1 pseudogene is annotated in these 473 nt (G+C 30.4%); it reads left to right on the top strand.

The features are described from left to right. Positions 1–473: pseudogene (locus FUA24_RS23565) on the top strand (bifunctional aspartate kinase/homoserine dehydrogenase I); the annotation flags it as partial.

Here is a 473-nt window from a genome sequence, read left to right as displayed (position 1 = left end):
GTTAAAAAAGCACAATTACACAAAGCGTTAAATGTTATACATGGCGAAGTATTTGGAGTTTCTAAAAAAATAAACATAGCCATTTTTGGTCATGGTGGTGTTGGTGGTGCGTTAATTAATCAAATATTAAAATCAAAAAACGATATTGAAAAACGCAAGGGCATCAATTTAAATGTGTTTGCTATTGCTAATTCAAAAAAACTACTGCTAAATAAACAAGGCGTAAATGCCAATTGGGAGCAAGCTATAATTGATAGTCATACAGAAAGTAGTGTTAATGATGTTATATTGTTTGCTAAAAATAATCATTTAGAAAACCTGATAGCTGTAGATAATACTGCTAGCGGTACATTTCATAATAACTACAAACCTTTAGTTGAAGCTGGTTTTGATTTAGTGTCGTCAAACAAAATAGCAAATACTATTTCGCATGCATTTTACAAAGATTTGCGAGTGCATTTAAAAGAACATAA

It is taken from the genome of Seonamhaeicola marinus (assembly GCF_008085455.1).
This window is presented reverse-complemented; position numbering and strand designations above follow the sequence as displayed.